This is a genomic window from Olivibacter ginsenosidimutans (assembly GCF_039542865.1).
GTDB lineage: Bacteria > Bacteroidota > Bacteroidia > Sphingobacteriales > Sphingobacteriaceae > Olivibacter > Olivibacter ginsenosidimutans.
In genome coordinates this window covers 15041-36643 of record NZ_BAABIQ010000002.1, presented here as the reverse complement: position 1 = coordinate 36643, position 21603 = coordinate 15041, and the positions used below count along the sequence as shown (strand labels likewise).

The 21603-nt window shown below is 41.0% G+C and carries 17 protein-coding genes and 1 pseudogene; 8 read left to right on the top strand and 10 right to left on the bottom strand.

Going from position 1 to position 21603, the window contains the following annotated elements; translation table 11 throughout:
* The 3 genes and pseudogenes from ABD930_RS00930 to ABD930_RS00920 all read left to right on the top strand — a co-directional run bounded on the left by ABD930_RS00930 (position 1) and on the right by ABD930_RS00920 (position 4331).
* Positions 1 to 207, top strand: coding sequence for a helix-turn-helix domain-containing protein (locus ABD930_RS00930; protein WP_345229795.1), 207 nt, complete (start codon positions 1 to 3; stop codon positions 205 to 207).
* A gap of 30 nt (positions 208 to 237) precedes the next feature.
* Positions 238 to 1164, top strand: a pseudogene (locus ABD930_RS00925) (ABC transporter ATP-binding protein).
* Positions 1161 to 4331, top strand: coding sequence for an ABC transporter permease/M1 family aminopeptidase (locus ABD930_RS00920; RefSeq protein WP_345229794.1), 3171 nt, complete (start codon positions 1161 to 1163; stop codon positions 4329 to 4331). The pseudogene ABD930_RS00925 and the gene ABD930_RS00920 overlap by 4 nt, the downstream one beginning before the upstream one ends.
* A gap of 10 nt (positions 4332 to 4341) precedes the next feature.
* Here the strand turns inward: ABD930_RS00920 and ABD930_RS00915 are convergent, their stop codons facing one another.
* Positions 4342 to 5583 (bottom strand): Na+/H+ antiporter, encoded by a 1242-nt coding sequence (locus tag ABD930_RS00915; protein ID WP_345229793.1) that lies wholly within the window; start codon positions 5581 to 5583, stop codon positions 4342 to 4344.
* A gap of 438 nt (positions 5584 to 6021) precedes the next feature.
* Between ABD930_RS00915 and ABD930_RS00910 the strand changes: the two genes are divergently transcribed.
* Positions 6022 to 6456 (top strand): nuclear transport factor 2 family protein, encoded by a 435-nt coding sequence (locus tag ABD930_RS00910; protein WP_345229792.1) that lies wholly within the window; start codon positions 6022 to 6024, stop codon positions 6454 to 6456.
* A gap of 168 nt (positions 6457 to 6624) precedes the next feature.
* Entirely contained in the window at positions 6625 to 7635 is a 1011-nt protein-coding gene (locus ABD930_RS00905; protein ID WP_345229791.1) for a S41 family peptidase, read from the top strand.
* A 90-nt stretch (positions 7636 to 7725) separates the two neighbouring features.
* Here ABD930_RS00905 and ABD930_RS00900 read toward each other — a convergent pair whose 3' ends face one another.
* The 8 genes from ABD930_RS00900 to ABD930_RS00865 all read right to left on the bottom strand — a co-directional run bounded on the left by ABD930_RS00900 (position 7726) and on the right by ABD930_RS00865 (position 17844).
* On the bottom strand, positions 7726 to 9624 hold the full coding sequence (locus tag ABD930_RS00900) for an alkaline phosphatase (protein ID WP_345229790.1): 1899 nt from the start codon (positions 9622 to 9624) through the stop codon (positions 7726 to 7728).
* 1 nt (position 9625) lies between these two features.
* Positions 9626 to 10609: a phosphatidylinositol-specific phospholipase C gene (locus ABD930_RS00895; RefSeq protein ID WP_345229789.1), complete on the bottom strand. Its 984-nt coding sequence runs from the start codon at positions 10607 to 10609 to the stop codon at positions 9626 to 9628.
* Positions 10610 to 10656: 47 nt separating this feature from the next.
* Complete coding sequence (locus tag ABD930_RS00890) at positions 10657 to 11289, bottom strand: RagB/SusD family nutrient uptake outer membrane protein (RefSeq protein WP_345229788.1); 633 nt, start codon at positions 11287 to 11289, stop codon at positions 10657 to 10659.
* The gene (locus ABD930_RS00885) at positions 11231 to 12259 is read right to left on the bottom strand and encodes a RagB/SusD family nutrient uptake outer membrane protein (protein ID WP_345229787.1); all 1029 of its coding nucleotides are present in this window, start codon (positions 12257 to 12259) and stop codon (positions 11231 to 11233) included. Before ABD930_RS00885 ends, ABD930_RS00890 begins: the two co-directional genes overlap by 59 nt.
* A gap of 11 nt (positions 12260 to 12270) precedes the next feature.
* On the bottom strand, positions 12271 to 15606 hold the full coding sequence (locus tag ABD930_RS00880) for a SusC/RagA family TonB-linked outer membrane protein (protein WP_345229786.1): 3336 nt from the start codon (positions 15604 to 15606) through the stop codon (positions 12271 to 12273).
* Between the two features lie 151 nt (positions 15607 to 15757).
* Complete coding sequence (locus ABD930_RS00875) at positions 15758 to 16738, bottom strand: FecR family protein (protein WP_345229785.1); 981 nt, start codon at positions 16736 to 16738, stop codon at positions 15758 to 15760.
* Positions 16739 to 16811: 73 nt separating this feature from the next.
* Positions 16812 to 17417, bottom strand: a complete 606-nt coding sequence (locus ABD930_RS00870) for a sigma-70 family RNA polymerase sigma factor (protein WP_345229784.1) — start codon at positions 17415 to 17417, stop codon at positions 16812 to 16814.
* Between the two features lie 196 nt (positions 17418 to 17613).
* On the bottom strand, positions 17614 to 17844 hold the full coding sequence (locus ABD930_RS00865) for a hypothetical protein (RefSeq protein WP_345229783.1): 231 nt from the start codon (positions 17842 to 17844) through the stop codon (positions 17614 to 17616).
* Between the two features lie 101 nt (positions 17845 to 17945).
* Between ABD930_RS00865 and ABD930_RS00860 the strand changes: the two genes are divergently transcribed.
* Together ABD930_RS00860 and ABD930_RS00855 are read left to right on the top strand one after the other, a co-directional pair.
* Entirely contained in the window at positions 17946 to 18062 is a 117-nt protein-coding gene (locus ABD930_RS00860) for an AraC family transcriptional regulator (RefSeq protein ID WP_345229782.1), read from the top strand.
* 71 nt (positions 18063 to 18133) lie between these two features.
* Positions 18134 to 18850, top strand: coding sequence for an SIP domain-containing protein (locus ABD930_RS00855; protein ID WP_345229781.1), 717 nt, complete (start codon positions 18134 to 18136; stop codon positions 18848 to 18850).
* Here the strand turns inward: ABD930_RS00855 and ABD930_RS00850 are convergent.
* Positions 18845 to 19270 carry a MarR family winged helix-turn-helix transcriptional regulator gene (locus ABD930_RS00850; RefSeq protein WP_345229780.1) on the bottom strand — a complete coding sequence of 142 codons (426 nt, stop codon included), beginning with the start codon at positions 19268 to 19270 and terminating at the stop codon, positions 18845 to 18847. The genes ABD930_RS00855 and ABD930_RS00850 overlap by 6 nt on opposite strands.
* A 49-nt stretch (positions 19271 to 19319) precedes the next feature.
* On the opposite strand from ABD930_RS00850, the gene ABD930_RS00845 reads away from it, so the two are divergent.
* Positions 19320 to 21575: an ATP-binding cassette domain-containing protein gene (locus ABD930_RS00845; RefSeq protein ID WP_345229779.1), complete on the top strand. Its 2256-nt coding sequence runs from the start codon at positions 19320 to 19322 to the stop codon at positions 21573 to 21575.
* The last annotated feature ends 28 nt before the right edge of the window (positions 21576 to 21603 follow it).

Here is a 21603-nt window from a genome sequence, read left to right as displayed (position 1 = left end):
ATGCCGATTATTATAAACTTAGACGTCATGCTTGCCAAGCGCAAAATGCAAAGCAAAGAATTGGCTGAGCTACTAGGGATCACACAAGCCAACTTATCTATTCTCAAAACAGGTAAAGCAAAAGGTATTCGCTTTGAAACCCTTGAGGCCATCTGTAAAATTCTAGATTGCCAACCGGGGGATATTTTAGCCTACGTGGAGGAATAAACTAATAAAAGTTTATTTGCAAAAAAAGCGATGTATTGCATTGCCTGCCATACTATTGTCCAAAAATTAACTGTTATGAACAACTTATCCATTCAACAACTTTGTCTCACGTATAAAAATGGCGTACAGGCTTTAAACAATGTCTCGCTTGAGATTGGTCAGGGTATGTTTGGCCTGTTGGGACCAAATGGTGCCGGTAAATCATCTTTGATGAAAACAATTGTAGGTATGCAGCAACCAAGTTCGGGTTCAATTTATTTTAACCAACACGATGTCGTTCGAGATCCGGCTTATGTTAAGCAAAACCTTGGGTATCTGCCGCAAGATTTTGGTGTTTATCCCAAATTATCCGCGTATCAACTCCTACAACATCTTGCCGTTTAAAAGGGAGTACATGATGTTACTGCTCGCAAAACACAAATACTCGCTTTGCTCGATAAAGTCAATTTAACCGCTCATGGGGCTCGGGAAGTCCATACATTTTCTGGAGGTATGAAACAGCGTTTTGGCATTGCACAGGCACTGTTAGGAAATCCTAAGCTGATCATTGTAGACGAGCCTACAGCAGGTTTAGACCCAGAGGAGCGAAACCGGTTGAACAATTTGCTCGGTGAAATCAGCGAAGAGATTGTCGTCATCCTTTCTACACATTTGGTGACGGATGTGTATCATCTTTGTTCTCAAATGGCTATTATGCAACATGGCGAGGTATTGATCACAGGAGAACCCGGACGGTTAATTGCTAAACTTAACGGTAAACTATGGACCAAAGCCATTGATCGATCAACACTGTCAGATTATGCTTCTCGTTATACTATAATTAGCGAGCAATTGATTGCCAAAAAACTACATATCACTGTATTTTCAACGGTGCCACTTACAGATTTTCAACTAGCCGAACCTACCCTAGAACATGTTTATTTCACCTATTTACATACTTTTGAAGCACGCTTATGAACGCTATTTTTCGCTTTGACATTACTCCTTATCTTAGGCGTTTTTCAGCATACCTATTGGCATCCATGCTAATAGGTATGGGACTATTTGCAGGCATGCGATTTAATTTTTCAATTGGTGAGGGTATTTATGTGAATTCGCCTTATACTATTGGGTTTTTAATCGGCATATTGAGTCTGTCGGTCATTTTTATAGCGACTATTTTGGGTTGCCAATTGCTGTTTAAAGAGTGGGACACACATATTGACGCCATTTTGTTCAGTACACCGATCAATAAACTTACCTTTAGCCTTGGTCGATTCTCCTCTTTTTTCTGTCTGGTCTTCAGCAGTTTTTTATGGCTAATCATCGGTTTCACTGTTGGCCAACAATTGCGTAGTGGGCCAGATATACAGGTCCATTCAAATCTTTTTCACTACGGCTATGCTTTTTTGGTGTTTGGCTTTATTAACACGCTATTCACCTGTAGCGTACTCTATTTTATAGCTTGGCATACGCGCAAAAAGCTATTAACCGCCATTAGTGGTTTATGCCTTTACATACCCTATATAATACTATTGGTATTTTCCGATTCGCCTTTCATGGCCAGTAGTTTACCACAATCTTTGTTCGTTCAACGGTTATCTGCATGTGTTGATCCTTATGGATTATCGGCCTATTTCTTTGAGAGTAGCCATTTTAGTGTAGTGGCGCGTAATAATTTTCTTGTTCCTTTAAGCGGCTATTTTCTCATCAATAGATGCATCATCCTGATTTTAAGCATGTTTTTTATTGCTGCGGGCCATTTTCGCTTATCCTTTCATGGCACAATGTCGCGCGCCAAAGCCAAACCAATTTCAATATCCACAAAGCTCGCTCATACATTGCCATTGGTCGGTATCGAACCCAGCTTTCGTCGTTTAAATTTTCTAAGTGCTATTTGGTCTTTTACGAAAAAGGATCTTTTATATATAGGTAAGAGCATCATCTTGTTTTGCATGAGCATCATCATTTTATTTTATGTTGGAATGGAGTTGTATGCAGCAATTGATCAGGGCATCCGCTTGCCACAGCAGTATGCCAGAACCGGATTGATGACAACCACCATCTGTGAAAGTTTTCATCCATTAGCAATGTTACTTTTTGCTTATATCGTCAACGATCTTTATGCACGCAGTCAGGCTTCAGCATTTGATGTATTGGAGAATGCTACCTATTATGCCAAAACAAAACAGATAGGGCATATGCTATCGGTATTTCTGCTACTACTGTTCTTCAGCTTATTGATGGTAATAGAAGGTATCTTATTTCAATATGCTTATCATTATCCTCATATTCACTGGAGGGGCTATCTTGGCATTTTTGTTTTTAATACCTTGCCCCTATTGTTTTTCAGTGTACTAGTGTTATTGCTCCATAGTTGGGTGAAACAGCGTTATTTCGCTTTAACCTTATCCCTAACGATTGCGATCTTTGCGCAAAGCCCTTTTTACAAACAACTGATTCCCTTTCCCTTATTCCAGTTTTTTTCAACCTACCACGGACCCTTCAGCGATTTCAACGGTTATGATTTCTATTTGTTCAGTGCAATTTACCGAATGTTTTTTTGTTTTTCCATCTTACTTATCGTAGTTATAATCGATTGGAGTATCAGGCGACGAAAACTTGGATGGCGCCCATTGTTAGCCATATGCTGCTCGCTGGCATTTGGGCTTTACAGTGGTTACACCTTTCAACAAGGTTATTTTCCACGTGATGAGCAGACCGTTTTATATGCATCAGCTACCTATGAAAAGCGATATAAAATATATGAACACTTGCCTCAGCCTACTATTACCCATGTAAGCACAGAAATTGCACTCTATCCGGTGCAGCATGCTTATCAATTAAAAGGTGTGTATCAGCTTCAAAACAAAAGTAAACACCATATCGATCGAATATTGATTAATATACCTGACGATTTCCATATTATTCGGGCCATATACACTTCTACCGCGGAAAAACATACCTTTAACAAGGCTGTTAGTGAATTATGCTTGACCAATCCGCTAGCTCCCGGCGCTACTGCACAGTTACAGTTTCATTTATCATTCACTGGGCATGCGGTCAATGGGCATCAATCATTTAATGCTATCGTCAACAATGGCAGCTTTATTCGTATCAGTAGATATTTTCCGCAAATTGGCTATCAGCGAAGCCGTGAAATTGATCAAGCTAGTCAACGTGCCCTATATGATTTAGGTTCTGTTAGTCCAGATAAAAAAGTCGATGCACCAAGAGATAGTACCGATGATTTTATTCATTTGGATATGCTTGTTTCCACCTCAGGCGATCAGCATGTTGTGGGTACGGGCGAGTTAATACAGACCTGGACACGAAACCACCGAAATTACTTCCGATATCGTAGTAGCAGCCCTATACCCTTTCGTTTTGGATTGTCATCAGCTACCTATCGTGTTCAAAAAGACCATTACAAGGATTTGCCTATTTCTGTCTATTATCATCCCGAACATACCGAAAACGTGTCTCAATTAATCCAAAATGCTAAACGTACTTTAGCCTATTGCGAACAGAACTTTGGTTCTTATCCATTTCATTCCCTTACTTTTGCGGAAATTTCCAGCTTTACCCGTGGCTTTGCGGCTACTGCCTATCCGAGCACGGTCTTTATGACAGAAGATATGCTTTTTCATGCTAACGTACATGCTGATGAACAACAAGATGTGATTGTCGAATTGGTGGGACACGAACTTTCACATATGTGGTGGGGCGGTAACCAAATTGATCCAGATCAGCGTGAAGGAGCAGCTATGCTTACCGAAACCTTGGCCATGTATACCGAGATGATGCTTTATAAACAGGTGCACGGGAGAGAAAAAATGTTGCAACACTTAAAGGTTCACGAGCAGATTTACAGGGCATCAAGTGGTTTTTCAAAACCGCAAGCCCTTTATCGGGTAACCGATGAAAATACGCATATATCCTATTCCAAGGGTGCCGTTGTGATGGTTAAGCTTGCCCAGCTTATTGGTGAAGATAACGTGAATAATGCCCTACACCAATTTTTAATGCAGTATCGTTATGCTACATTGAAACCTATATCGACCGACTTAATTACCATTTTTTTACGAGTAAGTCCACAAAAATACCACCAACAGATTAGAAAAATGTTTATGGAAACGTTATAGGTTGTCGGCTTTATGATTTATTCAATTTCCGAACCACCCACGGGAGTGATAGGCCTTGTCCCAACAGCGATAGTAAGACTACAGCAATGGTGATAAAAATAAGCTCATTGCGTAATGGAAATTGCGATCCATCATCGAGGGCTACTGGTAAACCAATGGCAATCGCTAAGGAAACAATGCCCCGCATACCCGACCAAGTGATGATAAAACTTGTTCGGGAATCGAACAATGCGTCTTCGCTAATCGGCCGTTTGCCTTTGAAGGCGCGTTGTAGGTTAAATTGTTGCAGATACACCCGTACCAATCGTATAAGTAATGCGGTAAGTGTGATTAGCACGGCATAACCGGTATACGGCCATACTTCTACGGCCTGCATTTTCTTCAGTATCACTGGAAATTCTAGACCGATCAACAGAAAGATCAAGCCGTTAAGCAGGAAAATAATTACCTCCCAAAAATGCCGAGATTGCTCTTTGATGCCGTTTGGAAATTTTGCACGACTTAATCGTGCCATTCCTAAACCCAATACTACCACAGCAATCACCCCTGAAACCTGAAAATGTTCGGCCAGTAAGTAAGTCACAAAAGGCATAAGAAGCATTAAACTAATAATAACCATATCGTTGGTACGAAATAGGCGAATAACGAAACCTAGCAGCCTGGCCAAGATGGCTCCTATCAGAAAGCCACCGCCCAAGACAATCAAAAATTGCAATGCTGCTTTCCAGGTAACGAAAGCCGTTCCGGTCACTGCAGCCACAGCGAAACGGTAGGCCACCAAGGCCGAGGCATCGTTTACCAAGCTCTCGCCCTCTAGTATCGTTACCGTTTTATGCGGAAGTCCTAATCCTTTTGTAATACCGATGGCAGCAACGGCATCCGTTGCTGAAAGAATGCTCCCCAACACAAAGGCCAAGGGCCAAGTCATGCCCGGAATAAGATAATATGCTACAGCTGCAATACCGGCTGTTGTAATGAATACGAGTCCGATAGCTAGTGTACCAATGGTATTGAGGTTGGATTTAAATTCTTGAAAGGAAATGTTAAAGGCCGCATCATACAATAAAGGCGGCAGGAATAAGAGCATAATGATCTCCGGATTGATATCAATAGCCGGCATAGCAGGTACAAAACCGATAGCCATACCGACGAGTAGTAATAGTAACGGGATCGGAAATTTAATTTTATCCGCAACGGCCGATGCTATAATCATGATGGCCATAATAATCAGGACGATGGTGTAGTTTTCCAAAACGTTTCCAATTTACAAATTTCTTTTTAGCTTCCAACGAACGCATGTAGTAATGCGGCCCTTCCATATGCGTGTTGATCATATAATCCCGTTAACATAATTGCTGGTACAAATGAAAACACATGTGAGTTATTCACCGACCTAAATCTGCCATTAACCGAAAACAGGCATTCTTTTACCTATTTCCTATAGGCTAGCCTTGTTTTACGAGTTAGCTTTGAATCAACAAATACACGTTAAAACAATACTCATGAATAAACATTGCATCATCGTTTAACTGTGCGCCAGAGAACACTCGGTGTACGATTCCGTACAGAAACGTAGCATGTGATAAAACTCAAAACATTGTTATACAAATAGTTATAAAAAATGGAACACTTCTATTAAGAATTGGTATAGGAATAACAAATTATCGTAAACAAATTTAAAAAAAATAATATGAAAACGTTCATCACCTCCATTGCAGCCGCTATCATCTTCATAAGCAATAGTGCATTTGCCAACACCGAAGGTAAAGCTAACCGTTCTACTGTGGCTGCTATTAACCACAGCTTAGACTTGTATACAGATGCGTTAACGAATGGGCAAGTAGCCGGACTCGACCAACTGTTCAGCGAACAATTCCAGCAGCGGTATAGCACTAAAAAAGCAGGTCATACCTTCGGTAAAGAACAGGTATTAGGCTTTTTGAAAAAACAAAAAAACATTCGTCAAGACTGCGAAACCGATTACAGTATTGTTGATGAGAATAAGGGTGTCGCTATTGCCAAAGTTACCATGAAATATGCGACGTTCTCGCGTGTTGACTATGTAACCGTTGCACAGAGCAAAGACGATTACCAGATTACTCAAGTCGTAACCACCTTTGAATAACAGGTGTGCTATCGTAAAAGTAGCAGAAAAGCCCTTAGGGGCTTTTTTTGTTTATTATCACAGATTCAACTGCATTTGCCTTGTTAATACATTGTTAAACCCTTCATCAAAAGCAGAATGAGCACGCGCTTTTCCTATATTTGCGCTGCAAATTTAACCTGCTTTTTTATGAAATTATCCCATTCTAAGACCTTATTTGGTATATTCCTGTTCGTTTTTACCAGCTACTTACCTTTGAGGGCCCAGCTTGTAAATGATACCGATGTACATGAATTGGTGCAAACCTTGGCCAATAAGTTAATAGCGGTATATCCCTTTCCTGAAATTTCTGAAAAATATAAGGTAGCTTTATTTGCCAATGAAGCAGCAGGAAAATACAAGCATCTATCGGAAGATTCGTTAGGCAAGATGTTAACAAACGATTTAAGAAAGGTACACAAAGATGTGCATTTGCGTGTAATGAAGGATGAAGACACCTATAAGCGACTAACTCAACCACAAGAACGCCGCAGTGGTGTTCGTAATCGTGATCCAGAACAGGAGCGGATGATTAAGCAAAATTATGGATTTAAAAAGGTGGAGATTGATGCCGAAACCTCAACTGCCTACCTTGATGTTCCTGGTCCTTTTTGGGGTAATCAGGACGCTTTCGAAATGGCCGCAGCAGCGATGAATATGGCTGCTTATAGCAAGTACGTCATTTTGGATATTCGCCATAATCCGGGCGGTACGGGACATATGGGTCGTTTCATTGCTTCTTATTTTTACAATGCCGGTAATGAGCAATTTTACCTAAACGGTTTCTATAAAGATCGTAAAATGGATGAACAAGAGTGGACCTATTCCTATGTGCCAGGCAAACGCAATCCAAATGCTAAAGTTTACATTTTAGTGGGACCTGGAACGGGCTCTGCCTCTGAAGGTTTAGCTTATGCGATGCAAAAATTAGAACGGGCAACCATTGTTGGCGATACCACAGCCGGAGCAGGAATTGCTGGTTCGTTTGTTCCGTTAAAAAATAACCTCATCGCTTTTGTCCCAGTTAAAATGGTTGTTGGTCCGAACAGCGAAGAAGGTTGGGAAGGTACCGGTGTAATTCCAGATGTTCCTGCTAGGGGAAAAGACGCTTTGGAAGTCACGCGTGAGTTGATTAAAAAAGATATAGCAGCAGGTAAATAACAAGTGAAATGTAAAATTGGGTTATCGTATTTACCGAACTTTATTATACACTTTTTTTATACACTTTTTTTGCTGTAGGACTGAATCAACTTATTCATCCTTCACCCCTACAGCAGTTAAAATTTTGTCGAATAAAGCGGTATTTTTATAGATGCCGATAAATTTTTCTGCACCTGGACCATAGGCCAATACCGGAACCATCAGATTGGTATGATCATTAGTAGAAAAATTTCCTTCTACATATCCCTGTTGTTCATCTACATCCAATAGTGATAATCCTCCCGTCTCATGATCTGCCGTTACAATTACTAGCGTGTTTCCGTCTTGATCTGCAAAACGCAATGCCTCTCCCACTGCTTGGTCGAAATCGAGCGTCTCGGTAATTACATAAGGGAGATCGTTGGCATGTCCACCATAATCAATTTGGGCACCTTCTGCCATCAAAAAGAAACCGTTTGGCGATTTCAAACGTACTATACTTTCACTGACCATACGTTGTAGCACGTTTCCACGTCCTTCTTTTACCGGACGAGTCACCGAATCAGGTAAAAATAAGGCAATTTTCTTCTGCGTATTAATTTGCATAACATCTTCCAGCACACTAAATCCTTTCGCCCTCAGTTGCTGGAAATAGCTTCTTCTTTTCTGCGAGTCATGAAAAAAACCAGGTTGTGTGCCACCGATAAAGGCAATTGGACTTTGCAACAAATCCTGTGCGATAGCTTCTGAAGCTGAACGGTCGATATTAGCCGCATAAAAAGCTGCAGGGGTAGCATCTGTTAGATCTCCGGTGCTGAGCAAGCCATTTTTCTTTCCTTTTTTTGCCAAGATATCGGTCAGCCGAAGTAAAGGTTTTCCTGCGGTATCTACGCTAATACTTTCGTTATTGGTAGATTGTCCCGTAGCTATCGCGGAAGCTCCTGCACCTGAATCCGTGTTGCCTGCATTAGCCGATTCGGTACGGGAAAAACCCATATAACGCATTTGGGACAAATTAAGCTGACCATGGTTGACAGAAAGGGCGGCCTTTACCTGCCCTGACCCCATGCCGTCGCCGATCAATAAAATAACATTTTTAGCCACCCTATTTTTACCATCGGAAGCATACGTCGGTTGATAAATCGACAAAGGAGTCGTTAAACGGAAACGGTTATAAGGTAAATGGGTTAACCATTCATTTAGCAATAAGGGATGATCCGTATTAATCCAGATTACTCCCAATTTTTCAAGTACAATCCAGGTATTCTTGCTATCGGGGGTCGCCCAAAAACGAAAAGGTTTACCCATCTGCTTGGCTGCTTGTACGACGGCTTCCATCTCTTTTCTATCCGTTTCAGGAAGTATGCCTTTGCCATTCCAATGGGTATAGGCATCCATCGAATTACTGATCATGGCTATCCGTTTTAGTTGATCAGGCCGATAGAAAACGCCCGGTCTTCCATCAAAGGAAATAAAATCGGGATAATCTTGGTAATGATCAGGTTTAGGCATGTCACCGCTCAACACAATCCGAACAACCTGTTGCTGTTTTTTCCCATCGATCATCTCCATATACGGTTTCAATTGCCGGATGAGTGCAGGTATTACCACTTGATAATTTTCTTTAATATCAATAACCAGTTGCAATTTTTTGGTACTATCGGCGAAGGGACGATAGCCATTTGCTACAAAACGTGCATATAGCGGTTCCAAGTACAGCGAAGTTAGGGTACGATTGGCTGTAATCTCACTTTCTTCATGCGCCACGTAAAGTTCGCCATCTTTTAGGAATACATCTGCTTCAATCGATTCCATTCCTGAATAATAGGCAGAAAGAAAGGGAATGTCTTGCTTATAGTCATTATGGCTGTGGCCATGCAAGTTCCCTGTCTTTAATGGCTTGTTACCAAACATCAACTCGTGAAACAGTTCACCTAAATCTGCTTTGTTTTGGGCCTGTAAAGGCCCAAAACAAAACCAGAAAATACCATATAAAATAACTTTACGCATGTTAGAAATTTTTCTGTATGATCTTCCAAGCGAATTCATCATTTACAAAATCCATGGGTACTATACCGTATCTTCCGGCAATCGCATTATCGAAGTAAGCCGATAACTTCGGGTTAATGGCATTGGCCACATCGGGAATATTTGGAATTCCCAAAAATACATTTCTATAACCACTCGTAAAATTAACAAACAATGTTTGGTCGTCTTGATTGCCTTGCAAGGCTTCCTCAAATAAATCAGTAACTGCTTGAAATTTAGTGTCATTGTTGCTCACTTCATATTGATCTTGTATCCTAAGCGTGTAATTTTGATTAGTAATGGTAAAAGTGGCTTTGTCTGCCCAATCGTGACTGGCATCGATACCTTTTGCTTCAGGAGCAGAAAAACGCCTGAACAAGACTATTTTACCTCGAGTTTCCCCTAAAATAGGAATTCCGGCTTCTAGATACCAAAATGACGGATCTTGCTCAACATAACGATCAAACTCCTCGGCAAATGTTTTCGTATTACCCTCCGCATTATATTCTTCTTTTACACTCATAACAATTGTCTCCGAAGGATGCTGTTGCAAAAATGTTTTGCAGGCGAGTAATACATCGTCGAAGTTTAACTGTTGATAAATCGAACCGTGATGGATGACAAAAGCGCCCTGATAATGACGGCATCGGATATCTAAAAAACGAACCCCTGCTGTCAGCTGGTCGGCTATCGACAGGTTTTGTGTCTTTGCGGTACCGCCAATAGGTTCATGTCTCGCCCCACTATCGTGTGTTCCAGGTATGCTCAATTGATTGATTGATACGGTATCCGGTAAATAAGACATCCAATCTGCCGCATTTTCCATATGAATGGTTACAGCTGTAGACATGACGTTTGCATTTGACGTAGTTGTCTTTTGTGCTGACAATAATTCATTTTCTTTCCTACAGGAAGAACACATAAAAATGGCAGTTAGAATGGAGATGACATAAATGAATGTTTTCATAAATCTATTATTTGGTAGTGCTAAGGTATGTTTTATTTATTTATTGTTTACCAGCCAGGTGTTTGTTTATAAACACCATTGCTTTTTGCAATCTCATCTGGGTTAATTGGCCAAGCCATATGTTTATTCGGATCGAAATTACGCGCTGGCCACACTTCAATAACCTTATAATCCGAATGTGGATCGGTTTTACGCACATGATCGCGTCCATGCAAAGCCATCCTTAAATAGTCAAAATCACCCCAGCGTTTTAAATCAGCCACTCGATCGGTCCATTCACAGGCTAATTCCACTCTCCTTTCATGTTTTAAATCGGCGAGTGTTGGATTGCTAATAATGGGTAAGCCTACCCTATTTCGAATTTCGTTCAGAGGTTCTGCTGCATCACTGTTTCTACCCGTCATTAGCAATGCCTCTGCCTTAAACAATAACATCTCGGCATAACGCATTAAGGGCAGGTTTAGCCGAGTGGTAGGATAATCCCCATTTTGATTGATCATATCATTCGATCCTGATTCACCATTTGAACCATACGTATAGGGATCCAGGTATTTGCCCATCATAAAACCGGAAAGGCTATTGGTTGAATAATATTCACGTTCCTGTCCAAAAAACGTAAACTTATCGCCAAAATTTAGCACCGTAATACCCCTCCTCGGCACCCGTTTCGAAGGCATCATACAGTTCTTCGGTAGGCGTAAAATAGCCCCAACCGTTATAAGCACCCCAACCTGTATTTTCCAATACAACCCCTAGGAATTCCGAACCACCTTGGGTGCCCGAGGTTACCGACCATATATATTCCGAACCCCAATTATTTTCAATTTTAAATACCGCGCGAAAATTTTCTTTACCGCTACCTTTTCCGGTAATCAAGGCTCGACCACCCTCATCCCTTATCCGGTCAACTAAAGCAGGGATCAATTCCCATTTAGAAGGATCGTATTGTGCCCAATACGCGTAGGTTTTTACCATATATCCCCATGCTGCCACCTTATGTGCTCTGCCTTTTTGGGCATCCGAATAGGTAGCAAACAGGGGTAGCAAATCAGCCGCTTTTTCGAGATCGCTGATAATTTGAGCATAGTTATCGGTAACTGAGGGCAATTGTGGCGCAATCCGGTTACCATATTCCGGATTTTCGGGCCCGTCAAATGGTACACCCTGATCTTTATGTCCCCACAAATACGCCATCCAAAAATGAGCGAAGGCACGCATAAAATAAGCTTCTCCCAATGCTTTGTTTTTTACCTCATCACTAACGTTCTCTGTTGTTGGTATGCCCTGTATAGCTTGGTTGGCTTTATTCATCATCCAGTATACATCATTCCAACCCGCAGACATATAGCCTTCCCTTCCCGTAGGAATAAAATTTTTAATATTATCGAAATCTGCCTTCACCCTTCCGGTGATAATGTCGTCGCTCGCATTTTGCATACTAAACAAGTCGCGCCCCCAAGTTGATTCATACCGCATGGGCACATACATGGCATTTAAAGCTTGCTCGATATCTTTTTCACTTTGCCAAAATGTTCCTGTAGATGGACTACCGTAAGGTTTCGTATCTACCCAGTCTTTCGAACAAGACCACAGGGTTAGTGTTGTAAACACGCTCAGGAAATATTTGCTATATTGAATTATCTTTATCATGGATCAAATCATTAAAACGTTAAGTTAACACCCAATGCATAGGACCTGGAAACCGGATATTGTCCTCCGTCCATCCCCACTCCGCCTACTTCTGGATCCATTCCACTATATTGGGTAAAAGTGAGTAAATTTTCTCCGGTGATGTAAACATGTAATTTCATGTTTCGCGGAAGTTTGAAAAAAGTATAACCCAACATTACATTTTTTAAACGGAGGTAATTTCCACTCTCCAAAAACCAGTCTGAGTTCGTTGAAAAGTTTTTGTTAGGATCTTTCGCATTGATACGCGGAATATCTGAATCGGTGTTTGAGGCAGACCAAGCATCTAGGATTTTATCCCAACGGTTATAGCCTTGTTCACCGGCATTCAAGGTAGATTGCTTAAAAGCGTTGAACAGTTTCGCGCCACCGACACCCTGTAAAAATAAGCTAAGGTCGAAGTTTTTCCAGTTCAGGTTTGCTGTAAAACCATAGGTAAATTTAGGAAAAGCATTGCCCATATAAACGCGGTCGAGATCATTAATCTGTCCATCATTATTCTGGTCAACAAACTTCAAATCGCCGGCTTTTGCATCTGGTTGTATGGGAGTACCTTCAGGACCTACATAGGATTGAGCTTCCGCATCGCTTTGGAATAATCCATTCGTCTGTACCAACCAATAAGAATAGTATGGTTCTCCAACCTTTGAACGGAATGGTGTTAAAATACCTCTCCATGCATCTCCGTGGGTCCAAAATGCATCCGGATCTTCAGAGATATAACTGACTCGGTTTTTCAAGGTGGCCACATTGCCGCCAATATTGTACGATACTTCGCCTATCTTGTCTTTCCAGTTTAAGGCTAATTCTAAACCTTCATTGCGAATTTCTCCTTCGTTAATTTTAGGTGATCCTAAGCCGAAAGTATTTGGCCAATCGGTTGTTTTATCTTGAATCAGATCATACGTTTTCTTTTTAAAATAGTCGGCGGTCATGGTTAGACGCTCCTGTAGTATACTCAGGTCCATTCCTATGTCAATTTGTTCGGAAGTTTCCCAAGAAAGAGCAGGATTAAACTGGTTAGCAATATACCAAGCGGTGGTAATAGGCGCTCCATCCCCAATTTGGTACGTGGTGTTACTGCTCAAGGTTTGGTAACCATAATTAATCGGTATGGTCGACAAGTTTCCGATGCGTCCCCAGCTTGCCCGGAATTTCAATAAATCGATACCAGACACCTTAAAAAATGGTTCTGAACTTAGTTTCCAAGCCGCTGTTAAACCTGGGAGCCCCTTCCCTTGGTAACCTTTTGGCAAACGTCCGGCAATATCTTTTCGATAACTTGCCGTGACAAAATAACGATCGGCCCAGCTATACGATAAACGACCGACATAAGACACGTTACGGTCTTCACTTTGGCTATCCGTAGGCCTATCGGTATCAAAATCGGAGGCATTGATAAAAAATTGTGCCCAATAATCTTCCCGTTCAAAATCACGGGCTGCAATACCAAATCCCCTTAATACAGCTGTCTGAGCAGTAGTGGATAACATGGCGCCTATATTGTGTTTTCCGAAAGAGCGGGTATAGTTCAGCGTATTTTCCCAGATCCAATGGTAATTTTTATCGGCATCGTAACTCAGGATATTCTGATCGTTGGGTTTACCCGGTTCCGTACGACGAGGATCGAAATTCTTGTAAAACAGATTTGATTGATAGTACGAGAATCGAGACAATACATCCAATCCCGGGATAATATCGGAATATGATAATTCGGATATAGATTGAATATCATTTGTTTTATTATAGGAATCATTTCGTAATAAGGTTGCTACTGGATTAATGGCATCCCCAAAAATACCAAGGTACTCCGAATCCTTTGGCCCTACACCCCCAAAGCTACCGTCAGGATAATACACGCTTGCTGATCGTGGCATATAAATAGCCGAAATAATAGCACCGCTGTACCCACTGGCTGTTTCGGTACCTCGGCTGCTATTGTTATTATAAAAAACCTCTTGCTTTAATTTCAGATGATCGGTAAAATCGTAACGGGCATTAAAGCGTAAAGAAAGGTTTTCATTGAAGGTATTTAATAAGGTTCCTTCATTTTTTTCATATCGTCCTTGCAAGAGAGTCGCAAATTTATCCGTTCCCGCATTCACTGTTAGGGTATGACGGTGAGTTAAACCAGTACGAAAAATCTCATTAATCCAATCGGTGCGTGTTATCTGCGCATCCGGATTTTTTGTTGCATCCCAACCATCAGGCAGATTTAGACCTGCCGTTGCATAAGCTTGGTTGTACACTTGGGCTTCCTGCTCGCCGGTAAGCGATTGTGGTAATCGCCAAGCGCTTTTTGCGCCTGCAAAGGCATCATACTGAATACTCGGTGCACCGATTTTGGCCTGTTTCGTGGTGATGAGTATAACTCCCGATGCTCCGGCAAATGCACCATAAATTGCAGCAGAAGCAGCATCTTTTAGTACCGTGATCGATTCTACATCTGCTGGGTTATAGGGCGCATTGGGTACACCATCTACAACGACTAAAGGATCTTCGTTCTGAATGGATCCGGTACCTCGAATCGTAATTTTAGGAGTGCTATTGGGATGCCCTCCATTACTAACCACCGTTACACCAGGCACTTTTCCCTGGATCATGCTGGGAACATCTACCAAGGGTCTTTTAGTGGCTTGCTCTAGATCTGGAACGGTGGATACAGCCGCCGATAAATCACTTTTCTTCATCTCTCCATAACCAATGACCACCACCTCGCTAAGCACGCCCTTTGCCTCTTTAAGATCAAAATTGATTGTTAATTTCTGATTTTCAGTTATTTGTATGGATTCTCGTCGTTGCGATTCATAGGAAACATAACTCACTTCGAGGGTATATGTCCCTGGTGGCACGCTCAGTCGAAAATTACCTTCCTCATCTGTACTCACGGTTTTTTGCAGTTCAATGAGCGTCACATTAGCTCCTGGGAGCGGTGCGCCAGACTGATCTTTTACTTGACCAGTAATGCTGCTCAACTGTTGCAACTGATTGCGTTTAATCAGCACAATATTACCATCACTTTCTTGATAAGTAATCCCAGTATTAGACAAGAGGTAAGTTAATATTTCCTGTGCTTCGGTTTCTTCAAAATGTTTTGCCTTTATGCGATGATTCGAGAGCTGTAGTAGCGTGCCATCGTAAGCCATTTGTACCGGAATAAGCTTACCGAACTTAGCCATGGCCTCGGCTAAATTTTCATTTTTAAAATCAATATTAATTTTTTCTTGTATTCCCTGGGCACTCAAATGGCTGGCTAATAGCATCTGGACGCAGGTAAAAAAGAAACTGACGAACAAAAAAGTTCTCATAATGAGCTGGTTTAGCTTATGATCATAATTCATATATTTGTATACTCGTTATTGTTAACTATTCGGGTTCATTCATATAGCCTCGGTGATTTGGCGACTACGGGCTATATGGAGATACCGGCAGGCAGCCCTGGGCAGCTTGCCGTTTTTTTTAAAAAATCGTTACTGTTTTTCCATGTTGTTTGTAGTTAGTGCGATGTACGGCACAAATGAGCCGCAACGTTTCCTCCAACGGTTTATTCTGTAAAATAGTAATGGTATATCGGTAATTCTTTGATAAGGTCATAGCACGGATTAACCGAATCTGAAATCGGTTATATAGCACCGCAGCGAGCTCATCAAAAGTCGCTTCATTAAGCGTAATCCGGCCATCTATCCATTCCCCGGCTTGTAGTGCAAAACGATTATCAGAGAGCCAGGTATTTTTAAGGCGATCATAACGCAGACCGTTACCTGCAGATATGGTATCCATTAAAACCCCTTGTTTAGTGGTCACTTTTACCTTTCCTGTTTTCACGTGGACGGTAGCGTAATCCAATTCAGGATAAGCTTTCACATTAAACTTCGTTCCTAAAACCTGGGTGTTCAAATCGATGGTATGAACTTGAAACGGACTTTTCGGATTTTCTTCGACAGCAAAAAAGGCTTCTCCTTTATCCAAAAAAACGTCTCTTTTTTCTCTGAAATTTGTTGGGGCATAATGGATCTGGCTATTGGCATTAAGCCAAACCTCCGAACTATCCGGAAGAATGATTTTTTTCATTTTTCCGATTGCCGTCAAAACTGTGTCGTATAATGGTTTTTTATCTCCTGCAGAAGCAAAACCAGTTCTTTCCATATTGCTACGGAAAAACCAATAAGTGGCTAAAATTGAACCCAATAGCAAGCTTGCTGCAACTGTCCATTTTCTTGCCTGCCTTATTCTGCCTGTATTTTTCCGCTGTATGTGCCCGGAGATATTTTTAGACAAGCGGTTTTCAATGGACTTTGTTTTATATTGGTTTTCCAGTGGTTTGATGTCCTCGCTGTAACCATAAGAATTATACCAATTTTCCAGGACCTCACACTCCTCTTCGTTCAAATTATCTTCTTGGTATTTTTTTAATAATAGTAAAAATTGATCTTTATCCACTTGTACTTATGTTACTTTTACTGGTATACAAGCGGACCGGCCAGAAGTACCTCCAATACAGATGTTTTTTTTGTTAACTTTTTGTGAAGAAAAACGCAGTGACAATAATGGTGGCCAGCTTCTCATCTGAAAATTTTTGTAAAAGTGACTTCCGGAGGCGATGAGAAGCTTTGGTGAGGTTGTTTTTTACCGTTTGTTCGGCTAGGTTTAACGTACTGGAAATACTGGCAATTGAGTGATTATTACTTTTCATTAAAAATATTGCCTTCATCGTAGGTGGTAAAGTATCAATCTCTTTATCGATTAAAGCTTCTAGCTCTTGATAACGTGCTCCTGCTCCTACTTGTTCAAGATCACTAAACTGTTCCATTCGCATTAAAGCCATTGCCAACATATCCCTTTTTACTTTCTGCGAAACATAGTAATTGATCACCCTGCTCTTTACGGCTTTAAGTAAATAAAATTCAATATTGGCGCTATTGATCGTAAATTGACTATGCTTATCCCACAAAGCAATAAAAATTTCCTGTACAATATCTTCGGCGGCGGCTTCGTCTTCTACACGTCGATAAGCAATGGCATATAGTTTTTTCCAATACTGTTTAAACACTAGTGTAAAAGCCTGCTTGCTGCCGGTTCTCAATTGAGCAATGATTTCGTCTGTTATTTGTTGCGCCATACGAATGACACAAAAGTAAATAACCAGTATTAAATAGGTGTTAAATCTATATTCACGTCTTTGATAAGGGGTTTTACAAGTTCGTCCATCTTTTATTTTTCTCCATATCCTTTCATGATCGATTTGAAAAGTGTGTGTAGCTGTCGCTCATAGGGTAATCCTTCCGGCGGATAAACACCGTTATTAATTAGTCGTGCTATTTTTGATCTTTTACAATGAGTTTGTCGATTTTCAGCTCATGAATATGCAAGCTACCAATTTTTCCTTTCCCTATGCGAAGTACACCGATTGCGAGTGCACCAATCGCCATTGCTCCAACAGCCAAGGCTCCTATGACCATCGCTCCGAGCGCTACCCGACCACCTGCGGCCTGTCCCACAGCGGCACTTCCAATTTTACTCGTTAAACATTGATTTTTCATTATCATGCTATATTTTTTTAAACCTACTAGGCTAACATTTTTATGCGGAATAAGTTCGTAGATTTTTTCTGGAGACTTAGAATTGAAATGAAATGTTATAAATTTAGGTGCGAGATGGTATCTTTTTCCAATTGGGATACGACGATTATCCTTACTTTTCCAGGCTATTTACCAAAATTGTTGGGATGACCGCTTTATCTTTCCGACAGAAAAACCGCGATTAATCCAATACTTACCCTATATCAGTCTTTTTTGGAGGGCTTACTCTTGGTTTCTTTGAAAAAAATTAAAGATTATGCCAAGCGCTCCAAAATGGGTATTTGATGTTTTCGATCGTCTCTTATCCGCCAAGTCGTTATCGATGATTACTACCAAGGTCGATTATCTATCCGAAACCATCAAACGGATTCAATTCAGCGGGAATTTTAAAGATGTACATGTTGGCATGGGAAGCTTCATCGATTTTCGTGTGAGTGATACAGACGCACGAAGATATACCATTTCTTATGTTGATACTACCAACGGCCTGTTGGAATTAATTGTCCACCTACATGGAAATGCTCCCGGAAGCTGTTTTATGGACAGTTTGGGTGTAGGAGATGATGTTCATATTAACCCGCCGAGAGCCTATAACTATTACGATTCATCAGTAGAGAAGTACGTTATTTTCGGTGATGAAACCTCTTTAGCGCTTGTCTGTTCCTTCTTACCCGTACTGACGCAGCACCAGCATTCCTTCCAATTCTATTTAGAACTGGACGAAGAGAACCACCATATTCCGAATCTTTTACAATTGAAAAATTACGCTGTATTTTCAAAAAATGGCTCATTTAGCAACGAGAACTGGATCAGCGCATTGCCCCTTGTCCAATCGCCCGAATGGCAGCAGGCAAACTTTATTCTAACTGGAAATGCCCAATCGGTACGGACGTTCCGTAAAGTTCTAAAAGGTAAAAGTAAAGGTAAAATCGTTTCGCATGGATATTGGCTACAAGGAAAAAAAGGGTTATAACGATTTCATCTGAGCAAGCACTTTGCCCAATAAAAGGGTTAAATCTTCCAATTCCTTTTTAGAAAGCACCGTACTCGCCTGTTTAGTAACTTGTCCGCGAAAACTTTCCGAAGTATTGATTAAAAGCTTTCCTTTATCGGTTGCTTTTAGATAGAAAATCCGTCGGTCTTCGTCACTTTGTTCCTGATACAGCAAATCATTTTCCAATAAAAACTTTACCTGTTTGGATATGGCCGGAGCGCTGATACCAAAATCGGCTGCCAGCTTCTTTCCTGTTGTCTTACCCTTTCGGTATATATACTCCACTAGATTATAATGCGTTGCCGTGATGCCATTGAAGTCACCTTTGTTCATATTAGCTAATATGTAACATTGAAAATCAGTAAAAACTTCAAAAAATCGCTCCTGTGCTTTTGTCATAAATAAAAAATGATTAACTTAGTTAACTATTAACAAAGTTAATAAAAATATGTCTTCTTTCATTAAAATCATTCATGCACGGCAGAACAACCTTAAAAATATTTCGTTAGAAATCCCTAAGAAAAGTATTACCGTTTTTACGGGAGTATCTGGTTCAGGCAAATCGTCTTTGGTGTTTGAAACAATCGGTGCGGAAGCACAACGGCAGATAAACGAAACGCAGCACAGTTTTATCCGAAATCGCTTGCAGCACTACGGCGTTGCAGATGTAGATCAAATCGAAAACCTCAATGTTCCAGTTATCATCAACCAAAAAAGGTTAGGCGGTAATGCGCGCTCTACTGTTGGTACGGCAACCGATGTATACGCCCCTTTGCGGTTGTTATTTTCCAGAATGGGCAAGCCTTTTGTAGGATATTCCAATGTCTTTTCCTTTAATAATCCTCAGGGAATGTGTCCTCAATGTGAAGGATTAGGTTTTGTCCAGACCATCAATATCCCCGCGCTTATTGATCAAGAAAAGTCACTGAATGAAGGTGCTATTTTGTTTCCAACCTTTCAGCCCGGTGGCTGGCGTTGGACACGTTATGTATATGCCGGATATTTTGATAACGATAAGAAGCTGAAAGATTACACCGAAGACGAGTGGAATACCTTGCTCTATGCTGCTGAGCATAAACCCCCACACCCTGATAAAAATTGGGGTAAAACGGTAAAATATCAAGGCGTGATTCCACGGATTGAAAAAGCATTTTTACGAAAAGATGCCAAAACGTACAAAACACGCAAAAGTGTACTTAAACAAGTGGTTACCACCCAAACCTGTCCTGCATGTAAGGGACAACGGTTAAACAACAAGGTGTTGTCTTGTAAAATAGATGGAAAAAACATCGCAGATTGTACCGCATTAGCTATTGACGAATTGTTGTATTTTATCAACGGTCTGCCATCCGAACCCTATACTATCATTCTACAGGAGATATCAAAAAAATTGCAGCATATTCGTGATATCGGTTTACAATATCTAACGCTGGATAGACGAACAGATACGCTTTCGGGCGGAGAGTCGCAACGGATCAAAATGGTTAAATACCTCGGAAGCAGTTTAGTTGATTTGCTCTATATCTTTGATGAACCCAGTATTGGTTTGCACCCGAAAGACGTACAGCATATTGCTTCGATTATCCATCGGATAAAAGACAAAGGCAATACGGTCTTGATCGTAGAACATGATCCCGATCTGATCAAGATCGCCGACTGGGTGGTAGATATGGGGCCTGCATCGGGTAAAAATGGTGGCGACATCATCTATCAGGGTAAGGTTGCCGGTCTCCAACAATCATCCGGAAAAACGGGACACTATTTTGCACAACGACCTTCTTTCAATACAAATCCACGCTTGGCTAAGGGATATTTAACCATTAAAAACGCTACCAAAAATAATTTAAAAAACGTCTCTGTACGCATACCGAAAGGTGTATTCACAGTGGTTACAGGGGTAGCAGGTTCTGGAAAAAGTACTTTGATCCACGGGGTGCTCCCGAATTTTTATCCTCAAGCTACGATTATCGACCAATCTGCCTTTGTAAGCAGCGCGAGGTCCAATGTATTAACATACCTTCATTTGTCAGATACCGTTAGAAAACTTTTTTCTGAAGCCAATCAAGTATCGGAAAAACTATTTAGCAGGAACAGTGAGGGAGCCTGCAAAAACTGCAAAGGACTGGGAGTTGAAAAAATTGATCTTGCTTTCATAGACGATATCGAACAGCCCTGTGAAGTATGTGGTGGTTCGGGATATGACCCGAAGGTTTTGGAATACACTTATCACAAGCATACCATTGCCGATGTCATGAAGCTCACGATAACTGAAGCCAATTCATTTTTCTCCGAAGCTTCGTTTTCAAAAGCATTCAACTTATTAATCCAATTGGGACTAGAATACCTAACACTCGGGCAACGATTAGATACTTTTTCCGGCGGGGAACGACAACGACTAAAATTAACAAAAGAATTAAATGGTACCGATCACCTCCTTATTTTGGATGAACCCAGCACTGGCCTACATCCAAGCGACATCCAAAAATTATTACATTTTCTGAATCAGCTGGTTGATCAAAACAATACGCTTATTGTGATTGAGCATAACCTTGACATCATTGCCCAGGCCGATTGGATTATTGATATGGGGCCCGGAGCCGGAAAATATGGAGGTGAAATTGTGTTTGAAGGAACCGTGGCACAGCTATTGAAAAATAAAACTCCCGCCACAGCAAGATATCTCAGCGAGTATGTCACACAATAGCTGTGGGTATTCGTTTTTTGGTAGAATA

Excerpts from the sequence above, each read along its gene's own strand:
- ABD930_RS00930 (WP_345229795.1), top strand. The coding sequence starts at position 1 with ATGCCGATTATTATAAACTTAGACGTCATGCTTGCCAAGCGCAAAATG.
- ABD930_RS00920 (WP_345229794.1), top strand. The coding sequence starts at position 1,161 with ATGAACGCTATTTTTCGCTTTGACATTACTCCTTATCTTAGGCGTTTT.
- ABD930_RS00910 (WP_345229792.1), top strand. The coding sequence starts at position 6,022 with ATGAAAACGTTCATCACCTCCATTGCAGCCGCTATCATCTTCATAAGC.
- ABD930_RS00905 (WP_345229791.1), top strand. The coding sequence starts at position 6,625 with ATGAAATTATCCCATTCTAAGACCTTATTTGGTATATTCCTGTTCGTT.
- ABD930_RS00900 (WP_345229790.1), bottom strand. The coding sequence starts at position 9,624 with ATGCGTAAAGTTATTTTATATGGTATTTTCTGGTTTTGTTTTGGGCCT.
- ABD930_RS00895 (WP_345229789.1), bottom strand. The coding sequence starts at position 10,609 with ATGAAAACATTCATTTATGTCATCTCCATTCTAACTGCCATTTTTATG.
- ABD930_RS00890 (WP_345229788.1), bottom strand. The coding sequence starts at position 11,289 with ATGATGCCTTCGAAACGGGTGCCGAGGAGGGGTATTACGGTGCTAAAT.
- ABD930_RS00885 (WP_345229787.1), bottom strand. The coding sequence starts at position 12,259 with ATGATAAAGATAATTCAATATAGCAAATATTTCCTGAGCGTGTTTACA.
- ABD930_RS00880 (WP_345229786.1), bottom strand. The coding sequence starts at position 15,606 with ATGAGAACTTTTTTGTTCGTCAGTTTCTTTTTTACCTGCGTCCAGATG.
- ABD930_RS00870 (WP_345229784.1), bottom strand. The coding sequence starts at position 17,417 with ATGGCGCAACAAATAACAGACGAAATCATTGCTCAATTGAGAACCGGC.
- ABD930_RS00865 (WP_345229783.1), bottom strand. The coding sequence starts at position 17,844 with ATGATAATGAAAAATCAATGTTTAACGAGTAAAATTGGAAGTGCCGCT.
- ABD930_RS00855 (WP_345229781.1), top strand. The coding sequence starts at position 18,134 with ATGCCAAGCGCTCCAAAATGGGTATTTGATGTTTTCGATCGTCTCTTA.
- ABD930_RS00850 (WP_345229780.1), bottom strand. The coding sequence starts at position 19,270 with ATGACAAAAGCACAGGAGCGATTTTTTGAAGTTTTTACTGATTTTCAA.
- ABD930_RS00845 (WP_345229779.1), top strand. The coding sequence starts at position 19,320 with ATGTCTTCTTTCATTAAAATCATTCATGCACGGCAGAACAACCTTAAA.